The organism is Burkholderia sp. Ac-20345 (assembly GCF_017104825.1).
Classification (GTDB): domain Bacteria; phylum Pseudomonadota; class Gammaproteobacteria; order Burkholderiales; family Burkholderiaceae; genus Burkholderia; species Burkholderia lata_B.
In genome coordinates this window covers 1-5,550 of record NZ_JAAGPO010000344.1, presented here as the reverse complement: position 1 = coordinate 5,550, position 5,550 = coordinate 1, and the positions used below count along the sequence as shown (strand labels likewise).

The window sequence follows — 5,550 nt, the reverse complement described above, 5'->3', positions numbered from 1 at the left end:
GCGCTCGCGCCGCGCGGCGCAGTGCCGGCCGCGCAGCTCGACACCGACACGGCCCGCGTGAACAAGGCGCGCGCGTCGCTCAGCAGCGACCAGGCCGCGATCGCGTCAGCGCAAGCCAATGCGCAGGCCGCGCAGGTCGCGGTCGACCAGACGGTGATCCGCGCCCCGTTCGACGGCATCGTGCTCGCGAAGCACGCGAACGTCGGCGACAACATCACGCCGTTCTCGTCCGCATCGGACAGCAAGGGCGCGGTCGTGACGATCGCCGACATGGACACGCTCGAGGTCGAGGCCGACGTCGCCGAATCGAACATCGCGAAGATCCGCGCCGAGCAGCCGTGCGAGATCCAGCTCGACGCGCTGCCCGACACGCGCTTCGCGGGCCGCGTGTCGCGCATCGTGCCGACCGTCGACCGCTCGAAGGCCACCGTGCTCGTGAAGGTGCGCTTCGTCGACCGCGACGACCGCGTGCTGCCCGACATGAGCGCGAAGATCGCGTTCCTGTCGAAGCCGGTGTCGGCGCAGGACCGGCAGCCCGTGACGGCCGTGCAGGCAAGCGCCGTCGTCGAGCGCGACGGCCGGCCGGTCGTGTTCGTCGTGAAGGACGACATCGTGCACGCGACGGCCGTGACGGCCGGCATGCGGATCGGCGAACTCGTCGCGATCCGCGGCGTGAAGCCCGGCGACACGGTCGTGCTCGCGCCGGGCGCGAAGCTGAAGGACGGCGCGAAAGTGACCGTCGCGAAGAAGTAGCGCACGCGTGAACGACGCCCCGCCGCCCCTCGTCGAGCTCAGCCACGTCGCGAAGTCGTACCGGCGCGGCAACCAGATCGTGCCCGTGCTGACCGACATCACGCTCGATATCGGCGAAGGCGACTTCGTCGCGCTGATGGGGCCGTCCGGCTCCGGCAAGAGCACGCTGCTGAACCTCGTGGCCGGCATCGACCGGCCCGACGGCGGTGAGCTGCGCGTGGGCGGGCTCGACATCTCGCTGCTCGCGGAGGCGCAACTGGCCGAATGGCGCGCGGCGAACGTCGGCTTCATCTTCCAGTTCTACAACCTGATGCCGGTGCTCACCGCGTTCGAGAACGTCGAGCTGCCGCTGATGCTCACGCACCTGTCGCGCCGCGAGCGGCGCGAGCGCGTCGAACTCGTGCTCGACATGGTGAACCTCGGCGACCGGACGAGCCATTACCCGTCCGAGCTGTCGGGCGGCCAGCAGCAGCGCGTCGCGATCGCGCGCGCACTGATCACCGATCCGGTGCTGATCGTCGCCGACGAGCCGACCGGCGACCTCGACCGCGCGTCGGCCACCGACGTGCTCGCGATGCTGCAGCGGATGAACGCCGAGCTCGGCAAGACGATCATCATGGTGACCCACGATGCGCACGCGGCCGGCGCCGCGCGCTCGCTCGTGCATCTGGAAAAAGGGGAGTTGATCGATGGGCACGCCGGCTGACCGGCTGCGGGAGCGCGCGCGATGTTCGTGCTGAAGCTGATCGCGCGCAACGCGCTGCGGCACCGGCTGCGCACGCTGCTGACCGTGCTCGGGCTGACCATCGCCGTGCTCGCGTTCGGGCTGCTGCACACCGTGGTCGACGCGTGGTACGCGGGCGCGGCCGCCGCATCCAGCGGGCGGCTCGTCACGCGCAACGCGATCTCGCTCGTGTTTCCGCTGCCCGTGAGCTATGAGAACCGGATCCGCGGCGTCGAAGGCGTGACGGCCGTGGTTCGCTCGAACTGGTTCGGCGGCATCTACCGCGATCCGAAGAACTTCTTCGCGAGCTTCGCGGTATCGGACAACTATCTCGACCTGTACCCGGAATACATCGTCCCGGACCAGCAGCGCGCCGATTACAACCGCGACCGGCGCGGCTGCCTCGTCGGGCGCCAGCTCGCGACGCAGTTCGGCTTCAAGATCGGCGACGTGATCCCGCTGAAGGGCACGATCTATCCGGGCACCTGGGATTTCGTGGTGCGCGGGATCTTCGACGGCCGCGACGACTCGACGATCACGCGCCAGCTGGTGTTCCACTGGGACTACCTGAACGAGACGGTGCGCCAGCGCACGCCGAAGCAGGCCGACCAGGTCGGGGTATTCGTGCTCGGCGTCGCGAACCCCGACGACGGCGCGTCGATCGCGCGCAACGTCGACGCGGTGTTCAAGAACTCGCTCGCCGAGACGCTGACCGAGACCGAGCAGGCGTTCCAGCTCGGCTTCGTCGCGATGTCGAACCAGATCATCGCGGCGATCCGTCTCGTGTCGTACGTGGTGATCCTGATCATCATGGCCGTGATGGCCAACGCGATGGCAATGAGCGCGCGCGAACGCACGGCCGAATACGCGACGCTGAAGGCGCTCGGCTTCGGCCCCGGCTTCCTCGCGCTGATCGTGTTCGGCGAATCGGTCGTGATCGCGGTGGCGGGCGGCGGGCTCGGGATTCTCGCGACGCCGCCCGCCGCGAGCCTGTTCAAGCAGGCGGCCGGCGGCATCTTCCCGGTGTTCAAGGTGTCGACCGAGACGGTCGTGCTGCAGGCCGCGTGCTCGGTCGCGGTCGGCTTCGCGGCGGCGATCGTGCCGGCGTGGCAGGCGGCGCGCGTGCGCGTGGTCGAAGGCCTCAGGGCAATCGGTTAGGTTTGCACATGGCTATCCCGCTCAACTACATCGCGCGCAACCTGTGGACCCGGCGGCTCACCACCGCGCTGACGGCCGGCGGGATGGCGCTCGTGATCTTCGTGTTCGCGACCGTGCAGATGCTCGACGCGGGGCTTACGAAGACGCTCGTGTCGACCGGCGAACCCGACAACGCGGTGGTGATCCGCAAGGGCGCCGAAACCGAGATCCAGAGTTCGATCGACCACCAGCAGGCCAACGCGCTCGAGATGCACCCGGCCGTCGCGCTCGGCCCCGACGGCCGGCCGCTCGTGTCGAAGGAAGCGGTCGTGCTGATCTCGCTGGTGAAGACGTCGTCCGGCAAGCCGTCGAACGTCGTGATCCGCGGCGTGTCGCCGGCCGGCCTCGCGCTGCGCCCGCACGTGAAGCTCGTCGCCGGCCGCATGTTCACGCCCGGCTCGTCGGAAATCATCGTCGGCAGCGCGATCGCGAAAGGGTTCAGCGGCACGCAACTCGGCGACAGCCTGCATTTCGCGCAGCGCGACTGGACCATCGTCGGCATCTTCGACGCGGGCGGGAGCGGCTTCGATTCGGAGATCTGGGGCGACGTCGACCAGCTGATGCAGTCGTTCCGGCGCACCAATTATTCGTCGATGGTGCTGCGCATCCCGAGCGCCGACGGCTTCGCGCGCTTCAAGGCCGACATCGACGTCGACCCGCGCCTCACCGACGAGGCGAAACGCGAACAGACCTTCTACGGCGACCAGTCGAGGGCGCTATCGAAGTTCATCAACATCCTCGGCATCACGCTGTCGACGATCTTCTCGATCGCCGCGATGATCGGCGCGATGATCACGATGTATGCGTCGGTCGCGAACCGCGTCGCCGAGATCGGCACGCTGCGCGCGCTCGGCTTCAAGCGCACCAGCGTGCTCGCCGCGTTCCTGCTCGAAGCGCTGCTGCTCGGCTTCGTCGGCGGCGTCGCGGGGCTCGCGTGCGCGTCGCTGATGCAGTTCGCGTCGTTCTCGACGACCAACTTCCAGACCTTCGCGGACCTGTCGTTCCGCTTCGTGCTGACGCCCGCGATCGTCGTGAAGACGCTGCTGTTCTCGCTCGTGATGGGGCTCGTCGGCGGGTTCCTGCCGGCGATGCGCGCCGCGCGGCTGAAGATCGTCGACGCGCTGCGCGCGCAGTGACGCGCGGCCCTGCCGCTCAGCGCTCGCGCGGCACCCACGCGCCGTGGAACCCGGCCGGCACGCGACGCGGCAGGTGCACGGTCGCGACCGGCCCCGCGTCGATCGCCCGCGCATCGAGGATCACAACGTCGCTCGTATCCGTCGCCGCGCGGTAGACCATCACCAGCAGCCAGCCGTCGTCCTCGTCGACGCCGCCCGGGCGCGGCACGAACACCGGCTCGCTGTTCTGGTCGCCGGCCGGCACCGCGTAGCGCGTCGTCGTGCCGCTCGCGTGGTCGAAGCGCATCACGCCGCGCATTTCCACGGGGTTCGGCTGCTCCACGGCGTACAGATAGCGATAGCTGCGCCCGGTCCGGCTTTCGTTGATGCGCGGCAGCTCGATGCCGCCGTCGGCGAGCGGCCCTTCGTCGATCAGCCCGTTCGCCGTATCGATCACGTAGCGCCACAGCTCGCCGACCGGATTGTCGGCGAAGCGGCCCGTGCCCGCATCGAGCCGCAGGAACGACGGATAGCGCACCACATCGAGCACGATGCACGACGCGTCGCAATCGTACGCGTTCACGACGTGCAAGATGAAGCACGGCTCGACGTCGAACCAGCGCACGGCGCCGCCATGGCGCGGGAGCACGCCGATGCGCGCGGGCCGGTCGTCGTGCCAGCGCAGCGGCATCCGGTGGCCCTGCTTCAGCAGCGAGAAGTCGTAGCCGACGTTCAGGTCGAACAGCAGGCTGCGGGTTTCGGTGATCGCGAGGTCGTGCATCATCGACGGCGCGCTCAGGTCGATCTCGATATCGACGCGCTGCACTCCCTGCGCGTCGGCGACACCGTAGCGCAGCCACGGCGCACGCCAGTCCGCGCGAAACGCGATCAGCTCGCCGGTCACCGGATCGACCTTCGGATGGGCGGTCATCCCGCCGCCGAGGCCTGCATGCCGCGCGGGCGCGCCGAGCGAATCGAGCGCGGCCGTGATTGCGAACGGCGCGCCGCCCTCCGACAGCGCGAGCAACTCGCCCGCATGCTGCAGCACGCTCACGTTCGGATTGGTGTCGGGCAACTGCGGCGCCGCTCCGGGCGCATGCACGGCGGCCCAGCGCTGCGTGCGCGCCCAGCGGTTCCGGTAGCCGGTCGCGCGGCCGCCTTCGAACGCGATCGCGTGCAGCATCGCGGCTTCCGGCCACCACGACAGCACGCCGCTCCCTTCGAAGCGGCCGCCCGGCGGATTCGGGCCGTTGCGCAGCAACGTGCCGGCGAGTTCGTACGGGATGGCGCCGGTCACGCGCAGGTCGACGAGATCGACCTCGTCGGCGACCGGCGCGATCGCGCCGCGGTTCAGATCGAATGCGGTCATTGCGTCCGATGCTCCTTTCAGCAGTCTTCGGTGGACGGCGGCAGCTCGCCGCGCGCCAGCGCGAGCGCATGGTCGCGCACGTCGTCCGGCCAGCCGGCGATCAGCTCGGCGAACCGCGCCTGGTCGTTTGCATACAGCGCGCGGGCGGCCTCCTCGAAACCGGGCAGGTCGCCCGCCATCGCCGACATGAAGTGGTACGCACGCGCCTGCGCGTCGCGGAGACGATCGGCCGCCGCATGCGTGCGCCGTGCGTCCTCGACGAGCTTGCGTCCGAACGCGGTCACGAGCCCCGACGGCAGCATCCATCTCGTATTCGGTCACGGCCCCATCCTTCCGCGCCCGCAGGTGCTGCTCCAGGACGAGGATGGCAAGAATCGCCTGGCGCTCTTCCA

At 69.5% G+C, this 5,550-nt stretch carries 5 protein-coding genes and 1 pseudogene; 4 read left to right on the top strand and 2 right to left on the bottom strand.

Translation table 11 applies throughout. The features are described 5' to 3' along the window. From G3O06_RS46125 to G3O06_RS46110, 4 genes are all read left to right on the top strand, one after another. Positions 1-753: efflux RND transporter periplasmic adaptor subunit (locus G3O06_RS46125; protein WP_205820067.1), on the top strand; the 753-nt coding region annotated here is incomplete at its 5' end. A 7-nt stretch (positions 754-760) separates the two neighbouring features. Next, entirely contained in the window at positions 761-1,459 is a 699-nt protein-coding gene (locus tag G3O06_RS46120; protein ID WP_205820066.1) for an ABC transporter ATP-binding protein, read from the top strand. Positions 1,460-1,480: 21 nt separating this feature from the next. Further along, a complete protein-coding gene (locus G3O06_RS46115) occupies positions 1,481-2,635 on the top strand; it encodes an ABC transporter permease (protein WP_174985955.1) in 1,155 nt (384 codons plus the stop codon). Positions 2,636-2,643: 8 nt separating this feature from the next. After that, a complete protein-coding gene (locus G3O06_RS46110) occupies positions 2,644-3,810 on the top strand; it encodes an ABC transporter permease (RefSeq protein WP_174918414.1) in 1,167 nt (388 codons plus the stop codon). Positions 3,811-3,826: 16 nt separating this feature from the next. Here the strand turns inward: G3O06_RS46110 and G3O06_RS46105 are convergent, their stop codons facing one another. Both G3O06_RS46105 and G3O06_RS46100 read right to left on the bottom strand, forming a co-directional pair. Beyond that, a complete protein-coding gene (locus G3O06_RS46105) occupies positions 3,827-5,158 on the bottom strand; it encodes a carotenoid oxygenase family protein (RefSeq protein ID WP_205820065.1) in 1,332 nt (443 codons plus the stop codon). Positions 5,159-5,175: 17 nt separating this feature from the next. Next, positions 5,176-5,427: pseudogene (locus G3O06_RS46100) on the bottom strand (DUF2239 family protein); the annotation flags it as partial. Positions 5,428-5,550: the final 123 nt, after the last annotated feature.